The following is a 26645-nucleotide window of genomic DNA, read 5'->3' as shown; positions in this document are numbered from 1 at the left end:
ACAGGATACGAACTTTGGCCAAGATCATCGTAGTGACCTCCGGGAAGGGCGGGGTCGGCAAGACCACCAGTGCGGCAGCGATCGCAACGGGTTTGGCGCTGCGAGGCAACAAGACCGTTGTCATCGATTTCGATGTGGGGTTGCGTAACCTCGACTTGATCATGGGCTGTGAGCGTCGCGTGGTATATGACCTGATCAACGTGATTCAGGGAGAAGCGGGACTCAATCAGGCAATGATTCGCGACAAGCGTGTCGATAACCTCCATATCCTTCCTGCGTCGCAAACACGTGATAAGGATGCGCTCACGGAAGAGGGCGTCGAGCGCGTACTCGGCTCGCTGTCTGAGGAGTTTGATTACATCATCTGTGATTCACCGGCCGGGATCGAGCGTGGAGCACAGCTTGCCATGCACTTCGCCGATGAAGCTGTTGTAGTGACCAACCCAGAAGTCTCGTCCGTGCGCGACTCCGACCGGATACTGGGACTGCTGTCGTCCAAGACGCGCCGTGCCGAAAAGAACCAGGAACCTATCAAGGAGCATCTTTTGATCACGCGCTACGATCCGATGCGCGTGGATAGCGGCGATATGCTAAACCTACAGGACATCCAGGAAATTCTGGCGATCAACCTGATTGGTCTGATTCCCGAGTCCGAAGCGGTGCTGCGCGCCTCCAACCAGGGTGTGCCGGTCACCCATGATCAGCAGAGCGATGCCGGTCAGGCTTATGTTGATACTGTTTCACGACTGCTGGGTGAAGATGTGCCATTGCGTTTCCACGAGGCCCAGAAAAAAGGCTTCCTGAGCCGTATGTTCGGAGGAGGGCGCCGGTGAAACTACTCGATTTCCTCAAACGGGAGCGCAAGAAGTCCGCCTCAGTTGCCAAGGAGCGCCTACAGATCATCGTGGCGCACCAACGCGGCCAACGAGGTCAGCCGGACTACATGCCTATGCTTGAGCGAGAGTTGCTGGAGGTGATCAGACGTTATGTCGAGGTAGAGCAGGATGCGATCAGCATCTCGCTCGACAGCGAAGATGACTGCTCTGTGCTTGAATTGAATGTAACCCTGCCCAATCGCGGGTAATAGCGTTCGGGCTCAGGCTCGAACGCGCCACGCGACGGTGGAGTGACTACCGTCCCTGCACGTTTCAGACGTTCTCTTGGCGTTTTCACGCTAGCTATGGCGTTTGCCATCTACCTTGTTGATATTGCCGATAAACGGGATGACCACTTTTGGAACAGCCCAGCTTTCTTTTTCATGATTACGAAACGTTCGGTGCCGATCCGCGCCGTGACCGGCCTTCCCAGTTCGCTGCGATCCGTACGGATGAGGCGTTCAACGAAATTGGTGAGCCGCAGGTTATCTATTGCCGCCAGGCCGATGATTATCTCCCCCATCCGCAAGCGTGCCTGCTGACCGGCATCACTCCTCAGCTCGCGTCACGACGAGGGATACCTGAGGCCGAGTTCGCCGGCGCTATCCATGAAATGATGTGCGTATCGAATACGTGCTCGCTGGGCTATAACACGCTGCGTTTCGATGATGAGGTGTCGCGCCATCTTTTTTATCGTAACTTTCTCGACCCTTATGGCCGTGAATGGCAGAACGGTAACTCGCGCTGGGACTTGATTGATGCTGTGCGCACGTTCTATGCGCTGCGCCCTGATGGTATTGAGTGGCCGCTGCGCGACGGTGATCAGAAACCCGGCGTGCCAAGCTTCAAGCTCGAACATCTCACTGCGGCCAATGGCATCGAACATGCCGGGGCCCACGATGCCCTATCCGATGTACGTGCCACTATTGCCATGGCACGGCTGCTGCGAGCGAAGAATACGAAGCTTTTTGATTATCTGTTGAGCCTGCGCGACAAGCATGTTGTGCTCGGGCTGCTTGATATTGCCGCGCGTAAGCCGATGCTGCATATTTCACGCCGTTACCCGGCAGCGCGTGGCTGTAGTGCATTGATCGTACCGTTGGCCAAACACCCCAAAAATCCCAACGGTATTATTGTCTACGATCTTTCCGTCGATCCGACGCCGCTGTTCGAGCTTGATGCCGAGGCGATTCGGGCGCGAGTATTCGCCAGTACCGATGAGTTGAGTGAGGGCGAAACACGCATTCCGCTCAAAATATTACACATCAATCGCAGCCCCGTGCTACTGCCCATCAAAGCCGTGGACGAGCGGGCGGCCGAGCGGTTATCCCTTGATCGGGCGCAGGCTGAGCGGCACTGGCAAATGCTGGCGGCGCGCAGTGATGTTGCCGTCAAGGCCGCTGAGGCCTTTGCGACCGAGCCGCCAGCCGGCGTGGCCGACCCCGATATGATGCTCTATTCGGGAGGGTTCTTCTCATCGGCTGACAAGCGGGCCATGGCCGAGGTACGTCAGGCTGAGCCTGATGCACTGGCGGAACTCAGACCGGCATTTCAGGATTCTCGTCTGGAAGATATGCTGTTTCGCTATCGGGCGCGCAGTTATCCCGACACGCTCTCCAGTGAGGAGCGGCACCAGTGGGATGAATACCGCTGGGAGCGGATCAATTCCTCTCAGACCTCTTCGCTGACGCTGCAAGGCTTTGCCCGTGAGATTGAGCGTCTGAACCAGGTGGCACTGGACGACCGGCAGCGGCAAATTCTCGAAGAGCTGGTCATGTACGTGGAAGCAATGATGCCAGCGCAGGCATTTGAATAGTTTATTGTCCGTATCTTCGCGGGCGTGATGTCAGTGCGCTAAAAAAGACGCCCCCGGCCAAGGCCGGGGGCGTCTTGTATGCAGCGTTAAATGCTATTTACGCGAGCTACTCGTCACCCTTGGGTAATGGCGAAAGTTCCTCGCCCCACTGACGCTGGTCGGTGTTGGCCGGTACGTCCGGGTCGGCTGCGATATCGAGCTCCGGTGCCTTGCGCAAGTCATGCCATGCCCGCTTGATATCGTCGGCATCAAGCGCATCGACGCGCTTGGCCAAGCGCTCCTGACGGTCAAAACTGGTCCGGTCGGCAGCAAGTTCTCGCCACAGGCGATCAGTCATCTGGTCGAGACGCTTATCACGTTCCAGTATTGATTCACGCACGGCGTTGCGATAAGGCGCGAGCGTTTTTTCGTCAAGTTGATCAATTTCATTATCGAACTGGTCCAGGAACGCTTCCATGCGCATGAACAGGGTCTCGCTGCTCTGGCTCGGCGACTGGATCAGCATGCCGAGTCCAGGTGCGTCCATCAGGGGCTGGTAGCGTGCATAAACCACGTAGCCAAGCTGCTCTTCAGTGCGCAATTGTGTGTAGAACGGGGCCTGAATCAACTGTCCAATCACGGCGAGCCGGGCTTGTTCATCAAGCGAGCGATCACTGCCCTGCAAATAGCGCAGCGCACCGGCATCGTTACGCTCGGTCACTGGCCGGAGGGCAGGCAGCTCGTCAGTGACGCGCAGTACATCCAGATCGGGGATAGCGGACAGAGCAACCTTAGGGTTGAGCGCGTCAGCAATGATGTTGCCTCCTTCCTGGGCCTGTGCGGCGGTCAGATTGCCTACGGCCATGGCCTGTAGATGCAGGTTGCCAAGCCACTGACGGCGGAACGCACGCAGATCATCGACGCTGAGATCGTCTATGGCATCAAGCTGCTGTTCGGTCAGCCACTGTGGCCTGATCAGGGTGTTGACCAGCGTGTAATTCATTTGTTCATAGAGGGCTGCCTGGCGCTGGTTTAGCCACTGCTGCTTGAGATTGAGCTTGATGCGCTCGAATGTTTCTCGGTCGATGTCACCCTGTTTGAGCTGATCGATCACCTCTCTGATCACCAGGGGTTGACGATCTCGCCAGCCTGAAAAGGCAAGCGTCATGCCTCGCCCGTGGGCGTAGGCGCTCACCTGTTGCCCCGCCAGACGCGCGGGATAGAGACGCGCATTCAAACTGTCACCCAGCCAACCGGCCAGTAGCTCGGTCAGCACAAGCTGGTGGACGTCATCTCCCGCATGAGGATTCTGCAGACTGAAGCGCCACTCGACACGTGGTACGCCGAAGTGGCTATCGGGGCGATACCAGAGATCGAATCCCTGCTCATCGACAAGACGCTGTGGTGCCTTATCATCAAGATCGAGTACCTGAAAATCATTGGCGATGAAGGGGTTCGCATCAGGCAGGGCCAACCCACCGAGAGCTGTGGCTTGTGGCCATTGATCAATATGCTCGGCATGGTAAGGCGCGGCAAACCACGGCGAGGTTCTTCCACCCTGCACACTGGGGCCGCTATAAACACGCAGCAGATTGTCAGGCGTCAATGCACTGAGATAACGACGAATCAGTGCTTTATCGAACTGATCCATGCGGTACGGGGCAAAGCGGACATCCTCAAGCGGATAGCGCGCCATATTAGACGTCAGCTGCATGACGAGCTGAGTCGGGTCGGTGCTCTGCTGGAAGCGGAACTGCTGCGCATCAAGACTCGCCTGCTCGTCGTAGCGCCACTTGGCAATACCATGGTCACGCACGAGTTCAAGGTAAGCGAACAAGCTGGCTTGAATCTCGCCGAGGTGTTTGGCTCCTTCAGGCGTCAGGTCGATATCAACGGCAAACAAGGCATGCTCGCCATCGGCATCAGCGGTACCGGCAGACAGCCCATCGGCCCATCCGGCATTGCGCAGTTGCGCCAGCAAGCTGCCCTTGCCTTCATGGCCGAGCAGGTTAGCCAAGTAGGAAGCAGGCTTGATGCGATAATCCTGCTCTGGGTCAGGAATCGGAAAATAAAAGGTGGCCTGGCGTTCCTCGCGCAGCGATTTCACGTCGAGGCGGGCCGGCAACTCGGCATCAGTGGCCATTGCCACATCAATCGTCGGTTTGGTGAGGTGCCGGTTCGGAACTGCTGCAAAGCGTTGGCGAACCAGGGTCTCAAGCTCATCCAACGACTGTGGCCCTGTCACTGCCAGGTGCATCATGTTGGCATCGTAATGTTGGTGATAAAAATCTATCAGCCGCTGGCGTAGCGGTACGTCGCCGTCCTTGAGTGTGTCAAGGCTGCCGACGCTGAAGCGATGAAAAGGGTGATCGGGGTTGAGTACCTGATTGATAGCGTCGTTGACGCGCCGTGCATCATCACGAATGCGTGCCTGGTACTCGGAGTGAACGGCATGCCGCTCTCGATCGACATAATCGGCATTAAATAGGGGGGCAATGAAGAACTGACTGAAACGATCCAACGCTTGTGGCAGTGCCTCGGGATCGATATCAAAGAAGTAATTGGTATCGGTCGATGCGGTAAAGGCATTGTGATCGCCGCCATGCTGACTGATAAAGTCCTGATAGCCGCCTGGTTCCGGAAAACGCTCAGTGCCTAAAAACAGCATGTGTTCAAGAAAGTGCGCAAGTCCTGGGACATCTTCAGGGTCAAAGGCGCTTCCGACATCGATATTCATCGATGCTGCGGCCTTATCGGCCTTGGGATCACTGACAAGAATGACCTCAAGGCCGTTGTCGAGTGTAAGGGCGCGATAGTCGCGCGGATCATTTGGACTTTTGATCACTCGTTGCTCACTGCTGTCATGGCTGTGGGACGGGACGGAATTAGCGTAAGCATTGACGGGTGCAAGGCCAAGCACGCTGGAAAACAGCGTGGCGCTGGCCAGCAGCCCGCTAAATGGGCGCAGCAAAAAACGGGATGACATGGGTTCTCCTATTATGTGTCCTGCTGAGCGGCCGATTGAATGGTCTGCATCAGGCCTGTCGGATGGGCACAGGACCATTCCTGACAGGCAGGATTGTCGACGCGTTTCGATACCGGGAATGCGCCAAGCAGGTCCAGCGGTGTAGTACTCAGCATTGCCTGGGCTTCTTCCAGTGAGGTGGTTGGCGCAAGCCACCGCTCGGCATGCTGCGCATCGATCACCGCCGGGAAACGATCGGTGAGTGGTGCCAACAGGGTATTGGCCTCCACAGTGATCAATGCTGTCGAGTCAAATGCACCTGTACTGTCTTTGGTAGTGTCGAGGCGATAACGCGTCCAGATACCTGCCAGCAGTAAGGGCGTACGGTCACTGCGTGTCACCAGAAAGGGTTGCTTCATGCGTGGCTGAGTCTTCCAGATATAGACACCGCTAACAGGAATCAGTGCCCGCTGTTCGACAAAAGCTTCACGAAACATGCGCCGCTCATTGAGTGACTCGGCACGGGCGCAGTGAGGGGCGTGATCAAGTACCTTGAGCCAGCTCGGTGTCAGTCCCCAAAAGGCATGGGCGAGACGAGAGTGGCCGGCCTCATGACGAATGATAGCGAGACGATGACGCGGCGCGAGGTTAGGGCTTGTAATCAAGCCAGCTTCTGCATCGAGCTCTGGCAGCAAGGCGTGAAGGTCGAACGGAGCAATATGCAAACGGCCAGCCATGATAAATTCCTGAGGATCATCTTATGAAACAAGACATTGGGTAAGCGTTAGATTAAAGATATGGCATCACCTTAGTTTTAGAGCGCAACGCTTGCGTTTGGAACGGGGCTCGATATGCTGTACAAAAACGCTGTTCGACCATAATACAATTATTCGAGGATACTGATGGCCCGTCCACGACAGCATGTGCCGGAAGAATTGCATGCCCGTGTAATGACAGCGTGTGACGACTGGCTGAAAGAGCACCCGGTTCACTCGCTATCGTTACGCTCGATTGCTCGTGAAGTTGGCTGTGCACCGAGCACGCTTTTGAAACTTTACGGCAGCTTCGGCAATCTTCTCCAGTACGTCAACCTGCAGACCCTCGAAGGGCTTCGCGGTAGTATCGAGGAGATGGCGCTTGAGTCACCCGATGAACGTCTTGCAGCCCTCGCCCATGCCTATTGGCACTTTGCCCACCAGTATCCTTATCGGTGGCAGCTATTATTTGATTATCCCCTCGCGCAGGAGGGGGAGCTCGACCAGCGACAGAATTCGATGATCGAGGGGTTGTTCATTCGCGTCGAGGCGACACTAAAGGAAATTCAGCCCACGCTCAGCGAGCTTGACGCCAGCCGCATGGCGCGCACGCTGTGGGGCAGTGTACATGGCCTGGTTCACCTGGGCTTGAACGAGCGTCTGGGTTACTGGCAGGGTCAGCCTCTGGAAGTTACCGAACTGCTGGATCAACTGCTGCGCACGACCTTGGCAGGGTTGCGGCATCTGGGGGGAAGGGTGTGAGAGCATGGCTGATGAGAAGCCGCCGATTCGCTCCCTTCTTCTGGACGCAGGCCTTTGGCGCCTTCAATGATAATGTTTACAAGAATGTACTGCTGCTGCTGATCACTTTTGTTGCCGTACCAGACAGGGGCTGGGATGCGGGAACGATCAATAACCTCGCTGCAGGCTTGTTCATTCTCCCTTTTCTGCTCTTCTCTGCCCTAGGCGGGACGCTGGCTGATAATATGGACAAGCGTCAGCTGATCTGTCGTCTCAAGTGGCTCGAGCTCGCGACCATGAGTGTGGCGGCGCTGGCGCTATGGTGGCAAGCCTATGGGCTGTTGCTTGCATTACTGTTCATGATGGGCACGCAATCGGCGCTATTCGGGCCGGTAAAGTATGCGATCTTGCCGCAGCATCTCGCCCGCAATGAGTTGGTGATGGCTAATGCCTGGGTCGAAATGGGCACCTTTCTGGCCATTCTGCTGGGAACATTGTTGGCCGCCATGCTGGCTTCAATGAAAGGTAGTGTAGGCTACACGCTTATCGGCATCACCTTGGTGGGTATCGCCGTGTGTGGCCTAACCGCGAGTTATTTCGTGCCGTCCGCGCCCGCGACCCAACATGATCGAATCTCATGGCGACCGCTATCGGAAACCTGGCTTGTCATGCGTGATGCGTGGCGAGCAAAGCAGATCTTTCCCGCTTTGCTTGGCATCAGTGCCTTCTGGTTCCTGGGGGCCTGCTATCTTACCCAACTGCCGATCTGGACCCGCGATGTTGTAAGCGGTGGCGAGGAAGCCTTTAGCCTTTTACTTGCCGCCTTCGCCCTTGGCATCGGTATTGGTTCGTTCATCTGTGCGCGGCTTTCTGCCGGCCGACTTGAAATTGGTCTGATCCCTATTGGCGCGCTGTTGATTGCCATTGGCGGGCTGGATTTTGCCCACCATTCACCATTGGCCGCGTCGCAGCTGAGCATCATGGAATTGCTGAATATGGCGCATCTATGGTGGATGCTGGCGGATCTGGTCGTTATAGGTGTAGGCGGGGGCATCTACATTGTGCCGCTCTACACACTGGTCCAGCTACGCAGTCACGAACAGCAACGGGCGCGAATGATCGCAGCCAACAATCTACTCAATTCCCTGTTCATGATCGTGGCCGCGCTGTTTGGCATAGTCATGCTCGGGTTATTTTCCGTTTCGTTGACAGCCTTCTTCGTTACCCTATCTGTCATTGCCTTGATGATTGCGGTCGGCATGGCGGTGCGTCAGCCGCGCCCTTTGATGCGTATCATCATATTTTTGTTGATTCACTGCTGGTATCGCCTTCGCCTCTCTGGGCGCCGTAATATTCCAGACGAGGGAGCCGCGCTTGTGGTCTGCAATCATGTCAGCTTCATGGATGCGCTGGTACTGGGGGGTGCATGCTCTCGGCCGTTGCGCTTTCTTATGGATAAGCCAATCTATGATTCGCCGTGGATGAACTGGTTCTTTCGCATGGCGGGTGCCATTCCTGTCAATTCCGAACGGCGGGATCCGGTGGGGATGCGTCGTGCGCTCGATCAGGTCGGCCAAGCGCTTGAAAACGGTGAAGTCGTCATGATCTTTCCAGAGGGGCGGTTGACCCGTGATGGTGAAGTGAATGAGTTTCGCCGTGGAATAGAGATGGTATTGCAGCGCAACCCTGTCCCCGTCGTGCCTGCAGCGCTGTCCGGACTTTGGGGCTCGTGGACGTCGCGGCGCGATGGAAAGCCTTTCTCACGCTGGCCTAAGCGCCTCAGAGCCAAGGTCAGTTTGACATTCGGCGTGCCTCTATCGCCTGAGCAGGCCACGCGTGAAACGCTTGAATTGCGCGTCCGGGAACTGAAGGCCCATATAGAAGGATCAAGCGAGAAGGTGTTGACGTAAGCGTTCCAGGCGTAGCAGCCAGATGACGAAAGGGTGTGCCACGGCACCCCCTTCGTGTTTTAGCGATTCGCTTTTTCTCGTCGCGTCAAGCAGCGAGCGATGGGTTACTCACCTGTTGAAGGCCAGGGCATTTCAACAATGACGGCTAGCCCACCGAACGGACTCTCATCAAGACGAAGCCGACCTTTGTGGTGGGTGACGATCTGCTCGACGATACCCAATCCCAGACCGTGACCGGCAACCTGTTCATCCAGGCGAGTGCCGCGGTGCAGTACGTCTTCGCGATGCTGAGGGGCTATGCCGGGGCCATCGTCATCGACACGCATGATCAGTTGGCTCTGTTCATGAAGCAGGGTCAATCGCGCCTGGCTTTTTGCCCATTTGCCAGCGTTGTCGAGCAGGTTGCCAAGGACTTCAAGCAGTTCATCACGATCCCAGGGGAGCGGCGTATTAAGTTCAACACTGGTGGTAAAATTTATAGCAGGACCATGGATTTCACGCAGCGTGTCCAGCAGCGGAGGCAGATCGGAATCAGGGCGAAAACGAGCCGCTGGTGACACTTCACAGGTATCGAGACGTGCCCGCTGCAGCTCCCTCTCGACCAGACGATGGATTTCATCGAGTCGGGTGCGCAGCGCGTCACGAAACTCGGGAATATTATTGAGCTCACGTCTCACCAGTAGGGTTTCAAGGACCGCAAGCGGTGTCTTGAGGGCATGGCCCAAGTTGGCAATACCGTCGCGCGAACGATTCAACACTTGCTCAATCCGGCTGAGCTGATGGTTGAGTTCTTCCACTACAGGAGCGATTTCATCAGGAACGCGGGTTTCCAGCGTCATGCGCTGTCCCTCGTGAAGTTGGGCCAGCTCCTTGCGCAGCTTTTCGAGTGGACGCAAGCCAAGACGGATGACGCGCCGCTGAACCAGCACCAGCATTACGGCAAGCGTGCCCCCAAGCGCCCAAATGCACCAGCGCAGCCAGGACAGGCGTTCAGTGATCGGCGTGTAATCAAGGGCCGTGGTGATGACGAAGTCGTGTCCGCCACGTGTGTAATGCCCTGTCCAGACCAGCAGTGACTGTCCTTGGGGACCACGTTGCAGTTGATCAGACAGACCATTGCCGGGATCAAGGCGATGATCCCACAGCGAACGGGAGCGCAGATGGAATTCGTCGTCAACGTCGATGATGAAATAGTGCCCGGAGTAGACCCGGTTGAAGGAGGCGCGCAGGCGCAGCGGATCAAGACGCATCTCGCCTTCTTCCCGAATCGGGGCCGCGACAAGACTCTCGGCATCTTCCTGCAGCCGTTCGGCGAGATAATCGCGACTCGCGTAGTCAAACAGCACAACGCTGCCTTGTGCGAGCAGTAACATGATTAACATCCCCGACAGTAGCAGCCCTAAATCAAGGCGGCGTGTCAAAGATGTCACGTACTACCACCAAAGCGATATCCCTGGCCGCGCTGGGTCACGATGATGCCACGTCCGAGTTTCTGACGTAGGTGATTGATGTGAACCTCGACGACATTAGGGTTGCGGTCGTGTTCGCTGTCATAGAGATGATCAAGCAGCCGATCCTTGGAAATGACATGATCGGGGTGCAGCATCAAATAGCGCAGAATGGCGAATTCAGCGCGGGTCAGGTTGATAGGCGTATCGTTGGTCTCGCTCCAGGCGGACTGGCTGTTTTCATCCAGGATAATGCCCGCAATCGAGAGCGTCGGCGAGGGACGCTGACCATGACGACGCCGTACCAGAGCCTGCAGACGCAGCAGCAGCTCATCAGGATGGAAAGGCTTGGGCAGATAGTCATCGGCGCCGGCACGCAGCCCGGTAATCCGCTCACTCCAGCTTGAGCGTGCTGTCAGGATCAATACTGGAGTATCGAGTCCTTTTTCACGCCACTCTTCTAATACCGAAATGCCCGGTCGGCCTGGTAGACCAAGATCAAGCACGATGACATCAAAGGGTTCATTCATGGCCATAGTAGCTGCATCACGCCCATCGGTACACCAATCTACGGCATAGCCATGTTGGGTGAACAGGGCACTTAGTTCATCAGCGAGGGGAACATTATCCTCGATCAGCAAAAGCCGCATGGATCACTTATCCTTATCCTTGGAGAGAAACTCACCGGTGACGGCATCGAATTTCAACTCCCATATCTTGCCATCATGGTCGAGCAGATCGACCTCGTAAATATAGCGGTTATTCTCGTTCTCAAGTGCTGCCTCGAGCAGCTTGCCTTCCTGATAGTGGCGCGCACTCTCGAGGATAGCGGGAAACGGTAGAATATTACCTGATTCAGTAAGACGTAATACATCGTCTTGAGTGAGATCGGCCTTGGCGGGAAATGCGGCGGTAATATCGGCGACAAGCAATAAGGGTGTAAACATGATGCATAAACAGTATCGAGGCATGGCATTGTTGGATTGCCATGCTCGGGCGTATGCAAGATGCATTACGAGAAGAGAAGCGAGCGTCATCGGTTGCCTGTCTTTGGAGTCGGTAAACGCCCATAGCCTAATTACCTTCGCTTAGGTCGGTCTGAAGAACGCGTGCACCGCCGTCCATACCGTCAAAATAGCGCTTACCCGTCGTTCGACCATGCACGTCTGATTGCTTGCCAGCAGCGTGCCGAGGTGATCAGATTATCCTTGATGCTGATAATTTCAATGCGTATTGAACCGACTTGCAGACAAGTAGCTGCATCAGGGAAAGATTCGAGGTGTTCAAGGATTAATCCGTTCAGTGTCTTCGGCCCGCTGGTCGGTAACTGCCAACCGAGCACTTTGTTGATCTCACGAATGTTAGCCGTGCCTTCGATGATGTAGCTGCCATCATCCTGAACATGGATTTCCTGATGGGTGCCGGCAACGTCGGTGGTGAATTCACCGACAATTTCTTCAAGAATATCTTCCAGCGTGGCCAACCCCTGTACGTCGCCGTACTCATCGACAACGATGCCTATGCGGCGTTTTTGCTGCTGAAAGTTCAATAGCTGAGTATGCAGCGGTGTCGATTCAGGGATGAAATAGGGCTCGCGGGCTTCCTGAATGATCGAGGACTTGGTGATTTCCGGTTTGGACATGACGCGGGCCGCATTACGCAGATGCAGGATACCGATAATGTTGTTGATATCCCCTTTGTAAACCGGAATACGCGTGTGCTGACTGGAGCGGATCTGGGCCAGCAGGGTATCAATATCCTGCTCCAGATCGAGCCCGACGATCTCGTGACGCGGCACCATGATGTCATTGACGGTAACGTTCTCGAGATCAAGTATCGAAATCAGCATCGCCTGGTGACGGCGCGGAATCATCGTGCCTGCTTCATGTACCACGGTGCGTAGCTCATCGCGCGTCAGATTGGCCGCGCCGCCTTCGATGTTCTTGATACCCACCAGGCGTAGCAGGGTATTGGCAATACCATTAACTGCCCACACCAGCGGGTGTAGAATCTTGAGCATCGGGGCAAGAACATAGGAGGCGGGAAAAGCGATCTTGTCTGGTTTTACGGCTGCGAAGGTTTTGGGCATTACCTCGCCGAAGATCAGCACCACAATGGTAAGCACAGCAGTGGCAACAGCAGGCCCGGAAACGTCACCAAAGAAATGGATCGCCACAAGTGTTGCAATCGAGGCGGCCAGGTTATTGACCAGATTATTGCCGATCAGGATGACACCAAGCAGGCGATCGGGGCGGGACAGCAGCTTCATCACGCGCTTGGCGCCACGCTCTCCTGCATTGGCGCGGTGAGCGAGTCGATAACGGTTTATCGACATCATCCCCGTTTCCGAGCTGGAAAAGAATGCGGAACAAATAACGAGTACTATTAGTAAGCCGAACATCAGCCCCAACGGGGTGTCGTCGCTCAAAGTTTAAGATCCTTGATTGTCGGTCAGAATCGCTTTTTAGGGACTCGTGAATGAGGTGTCAAGTGAGCATTGGCCCAAAGTGTAGAACAGGCAGCGTGTCATCTGCTGCATTCTTGTCGAAACTTACCATTCACGATGATAGATGAATTCAAGTACAAACTTGCTGCCGAAGTAAGCAAAAAAGAGAACAATTATTCCGCCCAGCGTCCAGCGTACGGCTATTGAGCCGCGCCAGCCACGGTAGTGCCTTCCCCATAGTAGTACGCCGAAAATGATCCAGGCGAGCAGCGACAAAACCGTTTTGTGAGCCAGGTGTTGGGCAAACATATCATGAATAAATAGCGCGCCACTGATGATCGAGGCCGTAAGTAACACCATGCCCACGGTAATCAGCTCAAACAGCAATCGCTCCATGGTCGTCAATGGTGGCAAAACCTGAACGATGCCACGGGTATGGTGGCGCTTCAGCGCCTGATTCTGAAACGCCAGTAAAATAGCCTGAACCGATGCAATGGCGAGCAGGGAGTAGGCCAAGACTGACGTCAGGATGTGCACGACCACGCCGGGCGAAATGTGTGACTCGGTCATGTTGCTAGGCAACCCCATCACCCCTAGCACTGACAGAGCGGCAAGTGGAAAGAGTGCCGCTGCAGCTGAAAGCACTGGCTTTACGAAACTGACGGCAATGAGCAGAACGGCGATCAGCCAGCAGATCAGCGAGGCACTTTCAAATATGCCCAGTCGCAAGCCTTGAGCAGCATGGAGTGTGTTGTAGACCACCGCCGCATGTGCGACAACCGCGACTGCGCCAAGGCCACGTACCAGTTGTGGATGCACTTGGACGCGCCGTGCCAGGGCAAACCCTTGCCAGGTGCCGGCACCGAGATAAAACATGATGGCAAGAAAAGCGAGCAACAACGCCTGCATCGCGATTGATTCCTGAATGATAAAGAGAGGTATTAATAACAGATTATCACTATAACGAATGCGTTGAACGGCCGCATCTGCTTCGCCTCTGATAGCACATTCGATGTCATGAAGTCGTTTCTGTCGGCACGATGCGCCGGTTAGGGGCAAATGATCAACAGTAATAAAGGCACTGCAAACGTGGCATGCATGGAGGACGAGCCTTCAAACGCGTATAATCCTTACCATAAACGCATGTGTGAGCATTGTGCATATATAAGCGCTAAATCGAGGGGTGCCTGGCGTTTGATTGTCTGGCACGGTATCAGGTCAGCGCTGCATCCAGCCGGAGAGGCCCATGTTTGAAAGTTTAACCGATCGCCTGTCGCGGACGCTCAAGTCGATTACCGGACAGGCTAGGCTTACCGACGAAAATATTCAGGAGACGCTGCGTGAAGTCCGTCGGGCACTGCTCGAGGCCGACGTGGCGCTGCCGGTTGTCAAAGCCTTTATCGAGCGCGTGCGTGAGCGCGCCGTCGGTCAGGAAGTATCGAAGAGCCTGTCGCCGGGCCAGCAGTTCGTCAAGATAGTTCAGCAAGAGCTTGAGGCGATCATGGGCGAGGGCAATGTCCCGCTCGAGTTGAAGCAGAAGCCCTCCATCATTTTGATGGCAGGCCTGCAGGGCGCGGGCAAGACGACCTCTGTTGCCAAGTTGGCGCGCTTTCTGCGTGAACGTCACAAGAAAAAGGTACTGGTAGTCTCTGCCGATATCTATCGTCCGGCAGCGATCGATCAGCTTGAAACTCTTGCAAAGGAAGTCGAGGTCGATTTCTTTCCCTCGTCGAGTGATCAAAAGCCAGTCGCCATTGCCGAGGCGGCAATCAAGCACGCACGTATCCAGTTCCACGATGTGGTGCTAGTCGATACCGCTGGCCGCTTGCATGTCGACCAAGACATGATGGACGAGATTCGCGCCCTGCATAAGGCGATCGAGCCGCAGGAGACGTTGTTCGTCGTCGATGCCATGACCGGCCAGGACGCTGCCAATACGGCCAAGGCGTTTCATGAGGCCTTGCCACTAACCGGGGTGATTCTCACCAAGGCCGATGGCGATGCCCGTGGCGGCGCAGCATTGTCGGTACGTCATATCACGGGTAAGCCGATCAAGTTCATGGGTATGGGTGAGAAGACCGATGCCCTGGAGCCGTTTTATCCCGATCGGGTTGCCTCACGCATTCTTGGCATGGGCGATGTGCTCAGTCTGATCGAGGAGGCCGAGCGCAAGGTTGACCGCAGCAAGGCCGACCAGCTCACCAAGAAGCTCAAGAAGGGCGAGAGTTTCGATCTCGAGGATTTTCGCGATCAGCTCCAGCAGCTCAAGAACATGGGCGGCATGGGGAGTCTGCTTGAGAAACTGCCGGGTATGGGGCAGATGGCCGATGTGGCACGCGGCCAGGGGGCGGAAAAGGAGTTTGGCAAGCTTGAGGCGATGATCAATTCGATGACGCCCAAGGAGCGCCACAAGCCTGAGCTCATTAACGGTTCGCGCAAGCGTCGTATCTGTGCCGGCTCCGGTACTCAGATTCCTGAACTCAATCGTCTGCTCAAGCAGCACAAGCAAATGCAGAAGATGATGAAGAAGATGGGTAAAAAAGGCGGCATGCAGAAAATGATGCGCGGCATGAGCAGTATGATGGGCGGCGGCGGGCCTGGTGGCCCCGGAGGAATGGGCGGCATGGGCGGTGGCCCAGGCGGTTTCGGTGGGGGCGGTTTGCCGAGACGCTGAGCGCCTTTATCATGACATCAATTGGGGGCTGTCAAGAGATGGTTCCCAATGGTTTAAAATTCCCGTAGAATGTCGCGTCTTCGAAGCGGCCCGTCCATTTTGGGAGGGGCGCTTGCGACAGATTATGTGGCATTTCATCTCTGCGATGACAGGCATTCGGTCGAGTCGTCGCATTGCGCAACTTCAACTGAAGGACTGTTAACGCAATGGTTACCATTCGTCTGGCACGTGGTGGCGCCAAGAAGCGTCCCTTTTATCACCTCACTGTGACCGATTCTCGCGTTTCTCGCGATGGTCGTTTCATCGAGCGTGTTGGCTTTTTCAATCCGATCGCGCGCGGTCAGGAAGAGCGTCTGCGCGTTGATCTGGAACGTGTCACTTACTGGCAGCAGCAAGGCGCACAGGTATCTGATCGCGTTGCCGAGCTGGTCAAAGAAGCACGCAAGCAGGCTTAATGGCAGCGATTAGCCAAGCCGGAGTGACAGTTATGTCCGAGACGCATGCCTCCGATCGTCCTGCTGGCGATTATGTGGTAATGGGCAAGCTGACGAGCCCTTACGGTGTCAAAGGCTGGCTTAAGGTGTATTCCTATACCAGCCCGATGGACGGTATTCTCGAATACTCCGAATGGTTGATCGAGCTGCAAGGGAAGCGATTCCCGCTGCAGCTGGTTCAAGGACGGCGTCAAGGCAAGGGCCTGGTGGCGCAGTTCAAGGATATCGATTCACGCGAGGCCGCCGAGAGTCTGGCGGGTGGCACGATCTATCTGGCTACCCGTGAGCTGCCGACACTCGGACGCGATGAATACTATTGGTATCAGCTGGAAGGGCTCAAGGTTGTGACCCTTGACGGTATACGCCTGGGGCATGTGGGTTACCTGTTTGAAACCGGCGCTAACGATGTGCTCGTGGTCAAGGGCGATGATGCAAGTCTCGACCAGAAAGAACGACTACTGCCATTCTTGCCGGGTGAGGTGATTCATGATGTCAATCTGGACACCGGTATCATGACGGTGAACTGGGACCCGGAGTTCTGATTGCCTTGACGCGCATAGTGGTAAATGTAGCGTCTAAAGATAATGCGAGTATCTGACTGCCGTGTGGATTGGTGTTGTCTCTCTTTTTCCTGAGATGTTTGATGCAGTGACTCGTTACGGTGTGACGGGGCGCGCAGTCAAGCAGGGGCTTCTGGACGTTGCGTTCTGGAACCCGAGAGACTATGCCACAGACAAACATCGCACGGTTGATGATCGCCCCTATGGGGGTGGCCCAGGTATGCTGATGAAAGTAGATACTCTTCGGCATGCTATTCAGGCGGCTCGTGAAGGCGCGGAACAGGCAGCATCGACGCTACCAGACGATGATGAGACCGAGAAGGAACGCGCTCACGTTATATATTTGTCTCCGCAGGGACGACCGCTCGATCAGGCGGGTGTTCGTGAATTGGCTGCGCGTAAGCATCTTATCTTGGTGGCTGGACGCTACGAGGGTATTGATGAACGTGTAGTGGAAGCGGAAATTGATGAAGAATGGTCAGTCGGTGATTACGTCTTGAGTGGCGGTGAATTGCCGGCGATGGTGTTGCTTGATGCACTGTCACGCTTGGTGCCGGGGGTGCTTGGTCACCAGGATTCAGCGGTAGAGGATTCCTTTGCGGCGGGATTGCTGGATTGTCCACATTATACTCGCCCCGAAGTAATCGACGGTCGTTGCGTGCCAGAGGTGTTATTGAGTGGCAACCATGAAGCGATTCGCCGTTGGCGTCTCAAGCAGTCGTTGGGACGTACCTGGCTGCGTCGCCCTGATCTACTGGAAAAAATGACACTGAATGTCGAGCAGCAGCTGTTGCTTGATCAGTTTGTGCAAGAGCACGGACGCGGTGTCAACGAACACGTCGTCGCTCAGACGACGGAGGTGCGAAGCGACTCGCATTGATACGAAATGCCAGCGCGCAACGCGTCACCCATTGTCGATTCCCACGTTTTCGAACGTCGGGATCAGAGCCAGTAAAACGGCTTCAATCGAGGAAAGAACGATGAGCAGCAAGAATAATGTGATCCAGGCGATCGAAAACGAACAGATGAACAAGGAAGTCCCGAGCTTCGGCCCCGGTGACACCGTAGTTGTTCAGGTAAAGGTTGTTGAAGGCACCCGTGAACGTCTTCAGGCATTTGAAGGCGTGGTGATCGGTAAGCGTAACCGTGGACTGAACTCCGCTTTCACCGTGCGTAAGATTTCTCATGGTGTTGGCGTTGAGCGTACTTTCCAGACTTACAGCCCGCTGGTCGCTTCCATCGATGTTAAACGTCGCGGTGATGTTCGTCAGGCCAAGCTTTACTATCTCCGTGAGCGTAGCGGTAAGTCTGCACGTATCAAGGAAAAGCTGTCTTAAATCGAACGCTCCGTTCGGTTTGCCGCTAGGGCAGCTCTGTACTGCCCTGGTCATCGACCCCGCGCTACGCAAGTGGCTGCGGGGTTATTGTTTTAAACGGTAGAGCTAATGTGTGGATCGTGAGTCATGGCCATGGATGATAACGAGCTGGTCGATGCATTTCTCGATGCGCTATGGCTGGAGCGTGGTGCAAGTCAGCATACGCTTGCCGCCTATCGCAGTGACCTGCGCCACTGGTCGGCTCATCTGAATAAGGATGATGAGCGGCTGCTGGGGCCGGCCAAGACTTCATTTGCAGCGCTACTTGTCGCGCGGCGTAGCGCAGGCTATCACGCACGCTCTGACGCGCGCTTACTCTCGTCGCTGCGGCGATTTTATCGTTGGGCAATGCTCAACGAACTGATTGTTGCCGATCCGCTCGCCGAGGTGTCGATGCCGAAGGTGCGGGTTAACCTGCCTGACACGCTTGATGAAGGTGATGTCGACCGACTGCTTGAAGCGCCAGATACCGCGAATGCCTTGGGTCTACGTGACCGGGCCATGCTGGAGGTACTTTACGCCTGTGGCCTGCGTGTTTCTGAACTGGTCGGGCTGCGTATGGATAGTCTGAATTTGCGCCAGGGGCTGGTGCGGGTGATTGGTAAAGGCGATAAGGAGAGGCTAGTCCCGCTCGGCGAAGAGGCACATGACTGGCTGGAACGTTACATGCGGGAAGCGCGTGGCAGCTTGATGAGCGATATCACTCGCCCCCCCTTGTTTCCCGGCCGTGGTAATGGCTTTATGACGCGTCAGACATTTTGGCACCGCCTGAAGCATCATGCTCTGGCGGCAGGCATCGATAAGCCATTGTCGCCGCATACCCTGCGTCACGCGTTTGCGACTCATCTACTGAATCATGGTGCTCATTTACGTGTTGTACAGGAGCTGCTCGGGCACAGCGATTTATCGACGACGCAGATATATACCCATGTTGCCCAGGCGCGCCTGGAGGCGATACACGCACAGCACCATCCACGTGGTTGATGGTATCTATTCACCCAGGATTGAAGAACCTATGACAGCTGCCAGTATTCGGATAGCCTTTTCCCTACCTCGGTTTTTGCTTGCGTGTGCATTTGGCACTTTAGCCTTGACCACCTCCGCGTCTGTATTTGCCGCCGAAGATGTGCCGGCAGGTCTTAAGGATAAACTTGTCGTCAACGGGCAGAAGATGCCGGTAAAGGCGATCAGCCCCACGCCGCTTGATGATATGTTTGAGGTACAGCTGACCTCCGGGGAAACATTTTATACCGACAAAAACGGTGGCTATCTGCTGGTCGGGGATTTGTACCAGAATGACAATGGGCGGCTGGTCAATCTGACCGAGCAGGCGCAGAACAATGACCGCAAGGCTGCGATCGATGCTATTCCCGAGCAGGATATGGTCATTTTTAAGCCGGCAGGTAAGGTCAAGGCAACCCTGACGGTGTTTACCGACACGACGTGTCCTTATTGCCACAAGCTGCATGAAGACGTGCCTGAGCTCAACAAACGCGGTGTGGAAGTACGTTATCTGGCTTTCCCGCGTGCTGGCGAAAACTCCAAGGGAGCCCATCAGCTTGCGCAGGTGTGGTGCAGCGCCAACCGGACAGAAGCGATGACGGCGGCAATGAAGGGCAAGGATTTAAAAGCGAAGGCAAGTTGCGACAACCCGGTCAACCAACAGTACGAACTCGGTAAGCGGCTTGGCGTGCAGGGCACCCCAGCGCTGGTCTTTCCCGATGGACAGATCGTGCCAGGATATCTGCCGGTTGAACGTCTGATGTCGATGCTCGGTATCTGATTGATGTTTTAAATCCCAATGCTTGAGGGCAACGATACATTCATCGTCGTCCTCATTGGCGTTACACTGAGCGTCGGTTGCGAACGGTGGCAAAACAGTCGGTCACGACTGATATAACGATGCATGACGACACGCTGGATAGTGCTGGAACAGAGAGGTGTTAACTTGGAACCGGTGAGAGTAGGGATCTGTGGGTTAGGTACGGTCGGCGGCGGCACGTTTAACGTGCTGACACGCAACGCTGATGAAATTGCACGACGCGCGGGGCGGCCGATTGTGATCGAACAGGTCGGCGCACGGCGCGACAGTCCGGCGTGCGATCTTACCGGTATCAAGGTGACCCGCGACGTTTTTGAAGTGGCGCGCAATCCCGATGTCGATGTCATCGTCGAGCTGATCGGTGGCTATGATGTGGCCCGTGCGCTAGTGCTTGAGGCGATCAGTCACGGCAAGCACGTCGTCACCGCCAACAAGGCGTTAATTGCCGTGCACGGCAACGAGATATTCAAGGCCGCCGCTGAAAAGGGCGTGATCGTTGCCTTTGAAGCTGCCGTGGCCGGTGGTATCCCGGTGATTAAATCGCTGCGTGAAGGTCTCGGCGCCAACCGTATCCAATGGCTGGCCGGCATCATCAACGGCACCGGCAACTATATTCTCACCCACATGCGTGACGAAGGCCGCACCTTCGAGGATGTACTCGCCGAGGCACAAGCCTTAGGTTATGCCGAAGCCGATCCCACCTTTGATGTGGAAGGCATCGACGCTGCCCATAAGTTGACCATCCTCGCCTCGATCGCTTACGGCGTGCCGCTTCAGTTCGAGAAAGCCTATACGGAAGGTATCTCGAGGATTACCGCCGAAGATGTCGAGCATGCTGACAACCTCGGCTACATGATCAAGCATCTGGGTATCTCACGGCGCACTGATGCCGGTATTGAGCTTCGCGTTCATCCCACGCTTATTCCCAAGGATCGTCTGCTGGCCAACGTCCATGGTGTGAAAAATGCTATCGAAGTTATGGGTGATGCAGTCGGCCCGACGCTTTACTACGGAGCGGGTGCCGGCGCCGAGCCGACTGCCTCTGCGGTAGTGGCTGATCTGCTTGACGTGGCGCGTGACATCGCCACTGAACATAACTACCGCACCCCCTATCTGGCGTTCAGCGGCATTGTCGAAGGTGACACCAGTCGTCCGATTCTGCCGATGGAGAATATCGTTACCGCCTACTACCTGCGGCTGCTGGCGGTAGACCGCCCGGGCGTGCTGGCACGTGTGGCAACGATTCTTGCCGAGCAGGACATCAGCATCGAGGCGCTGATTCAGAAAGAAGCCACTGAAGGTGAGCTGGTACCCATTATTTTGCTGACTCACCGCACGCGTGAAGCCAATATGAACGAAGCGATTCGCCAGCTCGAATCACTGGCCGATATCGCCGGGCCAGTCACACGGATCAGAGTCGAGAACCTCGACGACAACGCCTAACCTGGGGTAGACGCTGCCGGAGCGCAGTGTCGCTAGAGAGAACGCCATGCGCTATATCAGTACTCGCGGGCAGGCGCCTGCGCTGAATTTTGAAGACGTCGTATTGACCGGATTGGCCAGTGACGGCGGGCTCTATGTCCCTGAAACCGTACCGCAGTTCTCAAAAGATGAGATTGCGGCCATGGCTGGTCTGCCTTATACCGAGATCGCCTTTCGGGTGATGAAGCCGTTCGTTGGTGGCGAGATTGATGATGCCACCTTCCGTCAGCTGATTGACGACACCTATGCGACCTTCAAACACGACGCCGTAGTACCGGTAAAGCAACTCGCCCACAATCACTATCTCCTTGAGCTGTTCCACGGCCCGACGCTGGCGTTCAAGGACGTCGCGCTGCAGCTGCTTGGTCGCTTGCTTGATCATTTCCTTAAAAAGCGTGACGAGAAAGCGGTAATCATGGGGGCGACTTCAGGTGATACCGGCTCGGCGGCGATCGAGGGCTGTCGCCACTGTGATAACCTCGATATTTTCATTCTGCATCCGTACAACCGTGTCTCCGAGGTGCAGCGCCGCCAGATGACGACGGTGCTGGCCAACAACGTTCATAACATCGCGATCGAAGGTAACTTCGACGATGCCCAGGCGATCGTCAAGGGCAGCTTCGCCGATCAGGCATTTTTGAACGATACCCGTCTGGTCGCGGTCAACTCGATCAACTGGGCACGAATCATGGCCCAGATCGTCTACTACTTTACCTCTGCGCTCGCCGTCGGTGCGCCGCAGCGCGAGGTCAGCTTTACCGTGCCTTCCGCCAACTTCGGCAATCTGTTTGCTGGCTATATGGCGCGGCAGATGGGGTTGCCGGTCAAGCAGTTCGTGATCGCCACCAACGCCAACGATATTCTCCACCGCACCATCAGCGACAACGATTTCTCTAAGCGCGATCTTGAGGCGACGTTGGCACCGTCGATGGATATTGTCGTCTCCTCGAATTTCGAACGTTTACTGTTTGATGCTTACGACCGCGACAGCGATGCGGTGCGCGAACTACTTGAGCGCTTCCAGCAGGAACCGGCGGCGCTGGCCGAGGCTCCGCTGACCAAGTTGCGAGAGCGGTTTGCTAGCCATAGCGTTGACGATGAGACGATTCTTGAGGTAATCCGTGAGGCGTTCGAGCGTACCGGTGAGCTGCTCGACCCGCACACTGCCACCGGCTACCGCGCTGCCGAGCGGGCGAGAAGCGATGCCACTACCCCCATGATCACGCTGGCTACTGCACACCCCGCCAAGTTCAGTGATGCGGTGGTCAAGGCCGGTTTCGACGAGGTGACGTTACCGCCATCGATGAGCGATCTAATGACACGTGAAGAACGCTATGATGTGTTGCCTGCCAAACTGCGTGACGTTCAGGCCTTCGTTGCCAGTCATCGTCACGCCAGCTAGATAGAGGCGTGGTGCAGATCACATATGTGATGGCGATTTAATAAAGGTGATCACTCATGATGAGGATCTGGGGCAGAACCAATTCAACCAACGTCAAAAAAGTGCTGTGGTGCGCCGACGAGTTGGGGCTTGAGTTCGAGCAGGTCGATGCGGGCGGTGCGTTCGGGCTCGTTAATGAGCAGGCTTATCGGGCGATGAACCCCAACGGTCTGATTCCCTGCCTGCAGGACGGCGAGCTTGTGTTGTGGGAATCTAATGCCATCGTGCGTTATCTGGCTGCGCAGTACGGTACGGGGACACTATACGCCACGGATGCTAAACAGCGCGCTGATGCGGATAAATGGATGGATTGGACTACCTCGACGCTGGCCGCGCCATTCAAGGATGTGTTCTGGAATGTTGTGCGCATGCCAGAAAACCAGCGTGATACTCAGGCGATGGAAAAAGGGCTCGCCACTTGCGGTGAGCTTCTTGCACATGCTGATAGTACCTTGGCACATCAGCCATTTCTTTCCGGTGATACGTTCGGCATGGGTGATATTCCGCTGGGGTGCTTTGCCTACGCCTGGTTTGAAATGGTGATAGAACGGCCCGAGCTCACCCACTTCGATGCCTGGTATCAGCGCCTGACCACGCGGCCGGCGTTTCAACGCCGTGTCATGACGCCGCTGACCTGACGTTCTCTTCGTATAACACCCTGCGTTCATGGCTGACTCAGCTATGAACGCTTTTAGTTGCGGGATTCAGTGTGGACACCGAGCGCTCTCGTTTGAACAATTTGTTGCACAAACGTATCACGCCGCGACCGCGCCATGCGGGGCTGTATCGTGAGGCTCTCGATGCCGGCTTGACCGAGTTGCAGGCCCGCATACTGGCTGGGCGCCTGAGTTCACCCAAGGCACCGCTCGATGCATTGATCAAGCCGAGCCTGCGTTATATCGATCATCCCGAGCTGCTGTGCGACGGTGCGCGGGCGGCTGAGCGCATCGCCCGTGCGGTCGCCGCCGGCGAGCATATCGGCGTGCTTACTGACTACGACGTCGATGGCATTACTTCCCATGTCATTATCCTGCGCACCCTGACTGAGCTGTTTGGCGTTCCGGAATACAAGGTTCATAGCCTGATCGGTCATCGTATTCACGATGGCTACGGCATCAGCCTGCCACTGGTCGAGCGCACCCTGGCGCTTGAGCCGCGTCCGAGCCTGGTGATCAGTGCCGACTGTGGCTCGTCCGATGAGCTACGCCTGGCGCTATTGAAAGAGGCGGGTATCGATGTGGTCGTTACCGACCATCACGCGTTGCCTATCGATGGGCCACCGCCGTCGGCCTACGCGGTGGTCAATCCCTCGCGTTCCGACTGTGGCTACCCTGATGCGACCATCGCCGGCTGCATGGTGTCGTGGCTGGTAATGTCGCTGACGCGTAGCGTGCTGATTAAAAACGGTACGCTGACGGCCAAGACGCCCAAGCTTTCGCCATGGCTTTCCTATGTTGCGTTGGGTACCGTCGCCGACTGCGTGTCACTGGGCGACAGCGCGATCAACCGTGCCGTGGTGACGCTCGGGCTGACGCTGATCAATCGCATGGACGAGCCGTGCTGGCGGGCGATGGCCGAGCGGCTGGGCGCGGACAGTACGCCGTTTGATGCAGAAACGCTGGCCTTCCAGATGGGGCCACGGATCAATGCCCGTTCACGTCTCGATGATCCCTATGCGGCGCTGCACTTCATGCTGGCCCGTAGCGACGCTCAGGCTCGGCGTTATCTTGAGGTGCTTGATCAGGATAATCAGTCGCGCAAGGTGATCGAGGCCGACATGGCGGAAACCGCCAAGGCGCGGGTCCAGCCCCGGCTTGCCGAAGGCGCACGTGTACTGGCAGTTTATCTTGAGGAAGGTCATCCCGGCGTACAGGGCATCGTCGCCTCGCGTCTTGTTCAAGCTTATGGCCGACCCGCATTTGTGCTCACCCCGGCCGCTGCGCCCGGCATGTTAACCGGTTCTGGCCGGTCGGTAGAGGGCGTTCATCTGCGCGATGCACTACAGCGCGCTCACGAGTTGGCGCCTGAGGCACTGCCACGCTTCGGTGGCCACAGCGGTGCAGCTGGTATTGGCGTACCGCATGATCAGCTTGATGCGTTTATGGCTGCGCTTGAACACGCCATCGATGAGCAGCTTGGCGAACGGGAACTCTACCCGCTGATCTATACCGACGGTGAGCTATCAAGCCAGCAGCTTGAGCTGGCTACGCTCAGTGAACTTGACGCACTGGCGCCCTTTGGGCGTGAATTTGAGGCGCCGCTGTTCGAAGGTGACTTCTTCATCGATCAGGCGCGCTTGGTAGGCAGTGAAGGCAATCATTTGATGCTCGATCTGGCAACAGGACTGCGTACGCTGCGGGCGATCTGGTTTCGTGCCGTCACGCCCGGTGAGCCGGTACCGTTTGCGCTAGGCGACGAGATCCGCTGTGCTTATAAGTTATCGCGCAACCGTTGGAGAGGACGAGAGTCCTTGCAGTTGATGATTGAACATGCCGAAGCTGTCGGCCCTCGCTAGAGCGCAATGTTGGCGTATTTCCTGATTCGACACACCCTTGCTCGACACTTCATGACCATCCGATTACGCTTCGCAGAGAGAGCCGCAGCCACAAGCAGCGGCTTTGCGTATACGCCACCATCCACGTGGCATAACAATAAAGGATGTCATGATGGAATATCCTGCTTTACACCACCGTCCGTGGGAGGACGCTTTGGCAGTGATGCTGGGTGTCGGCCTCACCGCGCTCGGGATCGAGCTTTACAGCGATGCACAGCTTCTGATTGGCAGTACGGCAGGTATGGCGCTGCTGACCACCTATATCACCGGCTGGCCGTTCGGGCCGGTATTCTTTGTCATTAATCTTCCCTTTTACTGGCTGGCGCTACGGCGCATGGGTTGGGCGTTTACGCTTAAAACCTTCATCGCGATTTCACTGCTGTCATGGCTGTCGTGGTGGATGCCGAAGCTTCTGGTGGTCGAACATCTCAACCCGCTTTATGGCGCGCTGATCGGCGGCAGTCTGATCGGGCTGGGTATCCTGGCGCTGTTTCGTCATCGCGGCAGCCTCGGCGGCATCAATATCCTCGCGCTCTACCTGCAAGATCGTAAGCTGTTTCGTGCCGGACACGTCCAGTTGACCATCGATATTGCGCTGATGGTCGTCGCATTTTTTGTGCTACCGCCGGATAAGGTAGTGCTTTCCGTAGTCGGCGCCGTGATCCTGAATCTGATTGTGGCGGTTAATCACCGCCCGGATCGGTACCGAGGCGAAAGCTAGGCTCTTTACAGACAGGGCCTAGTGGTTGGGCCAGATGCCCGGTGTCGCCAACTCAAGCAGATGGCCATCAGGATCACGGAAATAAAGGCTCTCGCCGCCTTTCGGCCAGTGAGTACGTCCTTCGATGACAATACTATAGGCCTCAAGGTGTTTTTCCCATGTCTCAAGCTGATCGTGGCTGATCGCCAGGGCAATATGCTGGGCACCAGTGCCGTCGTGAGGCGGGATAGTGCCCATGCCATTGGGTAGCTGTACCGTTTCCAGCGTCTGGCCCCGCAGGAACAGTAACAGTACCGTCGCCCCGCAAGCATAAGCAGTGAAACGCGTGTCGGCGGTAAAGGGCTCAAGCCCCATCACCTCTTCGAAAAAGGTGCGGGCGCGAGGCATGTCGTTGGTGTAAAGCGCGGTTTCCAGTACGCCATGTAAGGCAGGCATGGCAATTCCTCGTGGCGGGTGTACGTTTACCCTAGCAAAGAAACGCCCGCGCTATTGGCTGGCGCGGGCGTTTTTGTCTTCTTGGCATCGTTACTTCTTCATGCCCCAGAACCACAGTGCGATGGCGACAATCAGAGCGATACCCACCAGA

25 protein-coding genes are annotated in these 26645 nt (G+C 56.1%); 17 read left to right on the top strand and 8 right to left on the bottom strand.

The window, feature by feature from the left end; all coding sequences use genetic code 11:
* Positions 1–14 precede the first annotated feature (14 nt).
* From minD to sbcB, 3 genes are all read left to right on the top strand, one after another.
* Positions 15–833 carry a septum site-determining protein MinD gene (gene minD, locus C3Z11_RS16575; RefSeq protein ID WP_106479026.1) on the top strand — a complete coding sequence of 273 codons (819 nt, stop codon included), beginning with the start codon at positions 15–17 and terminating at the stop codon, positions 831–833.
* The gene (minE, locus tag C3Z11_RS16570) at positions 830–1084 is read left to right on the top strand and encodes a cell division topological specificity factor MinE (RefSeq protein WP_106479025.1); all 255 of its coding nucleotides are present in this window, start codon (positions 830–832) and stop codon (positions 1082–1084) included. The genes minD and minE overlap by 4 nt, the downstream gene beginning before the upstream one ends.
* A gap of 149 nt (positions 1085–1233) precedes the next feature.
* On the top strand, positions 1234–2691 hold the full coding sequence (gene sbcB / locus C3Z11_RS16565; RefSeq protein WP_106479024.1) for an exodeoxyribonuclease I: 1458 nt from the start codon (positions 1234–1236) through the stop codon (positions 2689–2691).
* Between the two features lie 106 nt (positions 2692–2797).
* Here sbcB and C3Z11_RS16560 read toward each other — a convergent pair whose 3' ends face one another.
* Entirely contained in the window at positions 2798–5656 is a 2859-nt protein-coding gene (locus C3Z11_RS16560) for an insulinase family protein (RefSeq protein WP_106479023.1), read from the bottom strand.
* Positions 5657–5667: 11 nt separating this feature from the next.
* Complete coding sequence (locus tag C3Z11_RS16555) at positions 5668–6372, bottom strand: SOS response-associated peptidase (RefSeq protein ID WP_106479022.1); 705 nt, start codon at positions 6370–6372, stop codon at positions 5668–5670.
* A 165-nt stretch (positions 6373–6537) separates the two neighbouring features.
* On the opposite strand from C3Z11_RS16555, the gene C3Z11_RS16550 reads away from it, so the two are divergent.
* Together C3Z11_RS16550 and C3Z11_RS16545 are read left to right on the top strand one after the other, a co-directional pair.
* Positions 6538–7152, top strand: a complete 615-nt coding sequence (locus C3Z11_RS16550) for a TetR/AcrR family transcriptional regulator (RefSeq protein WP_106479021.1) — start codon at positions 6538–6540, stop codon at positions 7150–7152.
* 11 nt (positions 7153–7163) lie between these two features.
* Positions 7164–9041, top strand: coding sequence for an MFS transporter (locus C3Z11_RS16545; RefSeq protein WP_106479020.1), 1878 nt, complete (start codon positions 7164–7166; stop codon positions 9039–9041).
* Positions 9042–9145: 104 nt separating this feature from the next.
* Here C3Z11_RS16545 and C3Z11_RS16540 read toward each other — a convergent pair whose 3' ends face one another.
* From C3Z11_RS16540 to C3Z11_RS16520, 5 genes are all read right to left on the bottom strand, one after another.
* Positions 9146–10414, bottom strand: a complete 1269-nt coding sequence (locus tag C3Z11_RS16540) for a sensor histidine kinase (RefSeq protein ID WP_158701069.1) — start codon at positions 10412–10414, stop codon at positions 9146–9148.
* A 53-nt stretch (positions 10415–10467) separates the two neighbouring features.
* On the bottom strand, positions 10468–11139 hold the full coding sequence (locus tag C3Z11_RS16535) for a response regulator transcription factor (RefSeq protein WP_106479018.1): 672 nt from the start codon (positions 11137–11139) through the stop codon (positions 10468–10470).
* A 3-nt stretch (positions 11140–11142) separates the two neighbouring features.
* The gene (locus C3Z11_RS16530; RefSeq protein WP_158701068.1) at positions 11143–11436 is read right to left on the bottom strand and encodes a PepSY domain-containing protein; all 294 of its coding nucleotides are present in this window, start codon (positions 11434–11436) and stop codon (positions 11143–11145) included.
* A 194-nt stretch (positions 11437–11630) separates the two neighbouring features.
* Positions 11631–12917: an HlyC/CorC family transporter gene (locus C3Z11_RS16525; protein ID WP_106479016.1), complete on the bottom strand. Its 1287-nt coding sequence runs from the start codon at positions 12915–12917 to the stop codon at positions 11631–11633.
* Positions 12918–13040: 123 nt separating this feature from the next.
* The gene (locus tag C3Z11_RS16520; RefSeq protein WP_106479015.1) at positions 13041–13844 is read right to left on the bottom strand and encodes a cytochrome C assembly family protein; all 804 of its coding nucleotides are present in this window, start codon (positions 13842–13844) and stop codon (positions 13041–13043) included.
* A 337-nt stretch (positions 13845–14181) separates the two neighbouring features.
* Here C3Z11_RS16520 and ffh point away from each other — a divergent pair, with 337 nt between their 5' ends.
* The 12 genes from ffh (at position 14182) to C3Z11_RS16460 (ending at position 26059) form a co-directional block, all read left to right on the top strand.
* The gene (gene ffh, locus C3Z11_RS16515; protein WP_106479014.1) at positions 14182–15609 is read left to right on the top strand and encodes a signal recognition particle protein; all 1428 of its coding nucleotides are present in this window, start codon (positions 14182–14184) and stop codon (positions 15607–15609) included.
* A 206-nt stretch (positions 15610–15815) separates the two neighbouring features.
* The gene (gene rpsP, locus C3Z11_RS16510; protein ID WP_106479013.1) at positions 15816–16064 is read left to right on the top strand and encodes a 30S ribosomal protein S16; all 249 of its coding nucleotides are present in this window, start codon (positions 15816–15818) and stop codon (positions 16062–16064) included.
* Positions 16065–16096: 32 nt separating this feature from the next.
* Positions 16097–16645, top strand: coding sequence for a ribosome maturation factor RimM (rimM, locus tag C3Z11_RS16505; RefSeq protein ID WP_106479012.1), 549 nt, complete (start codon positions 16097–16099; stop codon positions 16643–16645).
* 61 nt (positions 16646–16706) lie between these two features.
* Positions 16707–17543, top strand: a complete 837-nt coding sequence (gene trmD / locus C3Z11_RS16500) for a tRNA (guanosine(37)-N1)-methyltransferase TrmD (RefSeq protein ID WP_106479011.1) — start codon at positions 16707–16709, stop codon at positions 17541–17543.
* Between the two features lie 100 nt (positions 17544–17643).
* Positions 17644–18000, top strand: coding sequence for a 50S ribosomal protein L19 (rplS, locus tag C3Z11_RS16495; RefSeq protein WP_106479010.1), 357 nt, complete (start codon positions 17644–17646; stop codon positions 17998–18000).
* A gap of 132 nt (positions 18001–18132) precedes the next feature.
* Positions 18133–19023: a site-specific tyrosine recombinase XerD gene (gene xerD / locus C3Z11_RS16490; RefSeq protein ID WP_262927466.1), complete on the top strand. Its 891-nt coding sequence runs from the start codon at positions 18133–18135 to the stop codon at positions 19021–19023.
* A gap of 106 nt (positions 19024–19129) precedes the next feature.
* A complete protein-coding gene (locus tag C3Z11_RS16485) occupies positions 19130–19822 on the top strand; it encodes a DsbC family protein (RefSeq protein WP_262927465.1) in 693 nt (230 codons plus the stop codon).
* Positions 19823–19987: 165 nt separating this feature from the next.
* Positions 19988–21304, top strand: a complete 1317-nt coding sequence (locus C3Z11_RS16480) for a homoserine dehydrogenase (RefSeq protein ID WP_106479110.1) — start codon at positions 19988–19990, stop codon at positions 21302–21304.
* Between the two features lie 46 nt (positions 21305–21350).
* Positions 21351–22745 carry a threonine synthase gene (gene thrC / locus C3Z11_RS16475; protein ID WP_106479007.1) on the top strand — a complete coding sequence of 465 codons (1395 nt, stop codon included), beginning with the start codon at positions 21351–21353 and terminating at the stop codon, positions 22743–22745.
* Between the two features lie 56 nt (positions 22746–22801).
* Entirely contained in the window at positions 22802–23422 is a 621-nt protein-coding gene (locus tag C3Z11_RS16470; protein ID WP_106479006.1) for a glutathione S-transferase family protein, read from the top strand.
* Between the two features lie 92 nt (positions 23423–23514).
* A complete protein-coding gene (gene recJ / locus C3Z11_RS16465) occupies positions 23515–25299 on the top strand; it encodes a single-stranded-DNA-specific exonuclease RecJ (protein ID WP_262927464.1) in 1785 nt (594 codons plus the stop codon).
* Between the two features lie 151 nt (positions 25300–25450).
* Positions 25451–26059 (top strand): YitT family protein, encoded by a 609-nt coding sequence (locus C3Z11_RS16460; protein ID WP_262927463.1) that lies wholly within the window; start codon positions 25451–25453, stop codon positions 26057–26059.
* 18 nt (positions 26060–26077) lie between these two features.
* On the opposite strand, the gene C3Z11_RS16455 is transcribed toward C3Z11_RS16460, so the two are convergent.
* A complete protein-coding gene (locus C3Z11_RS16455) occupies positions 26078–26494 on the bottom strand; it encodes a VOC family protein (RefSeq protein ID WP_106479003.1) in 417 nt (138 codons plus the stop codon).
* Between the last annotated feature and the right edge of the window lie 151 nt (positions 26495–26645).

This window comes from Phytohalomonas tamaricis (assembly GCF_003012345.1).
GTDB classification, from domain to species: Bacteria; Pseudomonadota; Gammaproteobacteria; order Pseudomonadales; family Halomonadaceae; genus Phytohalomonas; species Phytohalomonas tamaricis.
The sequence above is the reverse complement of the archived record's forward strand: the minus strand, read 5'-3'. Positions and strand labels throughout refer to the sequence as shown.